This window comes from Bacteroidota bacterium (assembly GCA_018831055.1).
In the GTDB taxonomy this organism is placed as follows: Bacteria; Bacteroidota; Bacteroidia; order Bacteroidales; family B18-G4; genus M55B132.
The window spans coordinates 1-2,645 of record JAHJRE010000275.1 but is presented as its reverse complement, the minus strand read 5'-3'; the positions used below and the strand labels follow the sequence as shown (position 1 = coordinate 2,645).

At 55.3% G+C, this 2,645-nt stretch carries 3 protein-coding genes; 1 reads left to right on the top strand and 2 read right to left on the bottom strand.

The window, feature by feature from the left end:
• Together KKA81_16460 and KKA81_16455 are read right to left on the bottom strand one after the other, a co-directional pair.
• Positions 1-1,054 (bottom strand): hypothetical protein (locus KKA81_16460; protein MBU2652519.1); only part of this gene is annotated, 1,054 nt, incomplete at its 3' end.
• Between the two features lie 60 nt (positions 1,055-1,114).
• The gene (locus tag KKA81_16455; GenBank protein ID MBU2652518.1) at positions 1,115-1,789 is read right to left on the bottom strand and encodes a hypothetical protein; all 675 of its coding nucleotides are present in this window, start codon (positions 1,787-1,789) and stop codon (positions 1,115-1,117) included.
• 281 nt (positions 1,790-2,070) lie between these two features.
• On the opposite strand from KKA81_16455, the gene KKA81_16450 reads away from it, so the two are divergent.
• Positions 2,071-2,645, top strand: a 575-nt coding sequence (locus KKA81_16450; protein ID MBU2652517.1) for a 3-hydroxybutyryl-CoA dehydrogenase, incomplete at its 3' end; no start/stop codon positions are given.

Genomic DNA, 2,645 nt, shown 5'->3' with positions numbered 1-2,645 from the left:
CGTCCGTGACCATCTCATCGGTAGCTCCACCGATCCCGACAAAGGCGCCGTCGCCTTCGAGCCGCGTCAGTTTCACCGTGGCCCCGCCGATCGCATCGTTGTCGATGTTTTCGACCTGAAATTCGAGCACCGGGTTGCTGATGAAACTCCCCATCGACCCGGCATAATACAGACCATTAAGCGCAACGATATGATCCGGCTGCACGGCGTATTCCGTAAAATGAAGTTCGGTCAGAATTGTGTCTCCGGCCGACGGTGCATAGGCGTAGCCGAGCAGACCCCACTGCAAGTAGCGGAACTCGACCGTATCGGTAACGACCGTATTGACATAGTCCGGAGTGCCGAACCGCGTGCGCAGTTCCGCGATGGTCGATCCGATCCCGATCGGGTTCACGCCGGTGGTGGTCCCGGTATAGACGGTGTTGACAATCACACCGTAGACGCTTGAGGTATCATACAAAACGCCGTTGCGATCGAGATCATAAATCATGACAACGACACCGAGGGTGCTTTCATAATTGACATAGATAATCGTATTGTTCGGTGGCGGAATAATATCGACCGACACCGGATCGCCCAGCCAGGACCGCACTTCGCTCCATTGGTCGTCAAACCCGGCATAGCTTGCCTGCCCGTGAATTCCGGGATAGATGGCATCGGTCCGAAAAAGCACGGTCGCCGTGTCAACATCGGGAACGATCAGTTGCAGCGCCGCAAACGGCTTGACCCCGGAAAAATTATAGGTCAGGGTGGCCACTCCGGAAGCATCGGTGGTGACATTCGCGGGAAACCCGGAACCGTCGCCGCTGATCAGACTGACCTGAATCGGCGCACCGATCACACGGTCACCGTTGACATCCGTGAGCGCGAACTGCGGCGCTTTGTTGAGGGAATCGCTCCCCATGGCCCCCTTGAACAGAAGCCCGTTGAGCGGCACGATGGTATTTCCGGGTAGTTTCGGCGGATCGGTGCCTTTGTCGCCGCAGCCGCCGCAACCGGCCATGACAATCAAGGCGGCAAACACAAGTATCCACAGGGTACGAGGTGTCGTCATGTAATCTCCACAGTCGGTTTGCGTAATTGTGATCGGAGCGCTCGACCGGCTCCCGAACTTCTACCGGAACCAGTAGCGCAGCCCCCCACCTATCTGGAGATACTGCGGCCGGTTGTCGGATGCAAATAAATTGTAGCTGTTGGCCGAGGCCAGCGTCACGAACGACCCCTTGTTCGGCCCCTCGAATACTTTGAAATCGGCGCCGAAATTGACGCTTCCGGCGACCTTAATCTTGGAATCCGAGTCATAGCCTTTTTCGTGGTAAACAACCAGTCCGGCCTGGAAACCGGCGCCGGCATAAGGCGAAAAGACGTTTTCGCTCAGATCGAGCAGGTAAGCATTTACCTCAAAATTGAGGTCGTAAGTTCGATAGGTCAGTTTTCCAACTCCCTGGCTTTCCATTTCCAGAACCCGGGCGTCGATTATGTCGTGATTGGTATAGCGGAAACCGACCAAGTATTGAAAGCGCCGGTTGACGATTGAGCCGTAGTCGACTCCAAAATAGAAGGTCTCATTGAACATGCTGTCGGCATCCCACAAATACGGGCGACCGGACGTATCCTCCCACCGAAACAAGCCGACTTCACTGTATTCCCCGTGAGGAATCGCGTAGCCGCCGTAGAAATTGAGCAGGTTATACCGGGCCGGGACACGTCGAATAGCCGCCTCGGATACAGTAGCGGCGCCCAAAACCATCGCCAGAAAGGCGATAACGCATACTAATCTTGTCTTCATGGTCGTCCTCGCAGAATATCTCTCACCGGGGGCCTGTGACTGGCGCGGAATCGCGCCGTCCTGTCTCCATCCCTTGTACATCCAATCGGTCGATTTGACCACCGAAATTATCCTTAAGTCGTTCGCGGAAAATATAATTAGGCGTTGCCCCCCTGCCAAGAGCAATTATATTCCCTCTTGATTGGTCGATCATAGTATCGGCCGGACGTAAACGCAAGAATGCAGTTGCAGGACAGGTTTAAATGCCTTCAGCCAAAATTATCATAATAGGCGCGGGAGTGATGGGTCAGGGTATCGCCGAGGCCATCGCCACGCAGGGCACCGAGGTCACGCTGGTCGACAAAACGACGCGGCTGGCCGAACGCGGTGTCCAGGGAATCAAAGAAGCAATCGACCGCGAAATCGGCAAATGGGGTCTCACCGAATCGGATAAACGGGCAATCATGGCCCGCATCTACCCGTCATCGGACCTCTCCATGGCCGACCATGCCGAAATCGTCCTTGAGGCGATTCCTGAGGATCTCGCGATGAAGCGCGACCTTTTCGAGAAACTCGATACGATCTGCCAGCCCGATGCGCTTCTGATCACGAATACCGGCACTATCTCCGTTTCGGAAATCGCGGCCGTAACCGAGCGGCCCGAGAAGATTATCGGCATGCACTTCCTCAATCCGGTCACGAAAATTCCGGTGGTCGAGATTGTCAAAGGCTTTCACACCGATGCGGAGACGTTTGCCAAGGCTGTTGAATTTGCCCGTCTGCTCGACAAAGAACACATCACGGTCAACGAGTATCCCGGCTATGTGACAACCCGCATTATCGTGCCGCTCCTGAATGAGGCGATGCATGTCCTGAT

Coding starts and splice junctions, on each gene's coding strand:
- KKA81_16455 (MBU2652518.1), bottom strand. CDS start 1,789: ATGAAGACAAGATTAGTATGCGTTATCGCCTTTCTGGCGATGGTTTTG.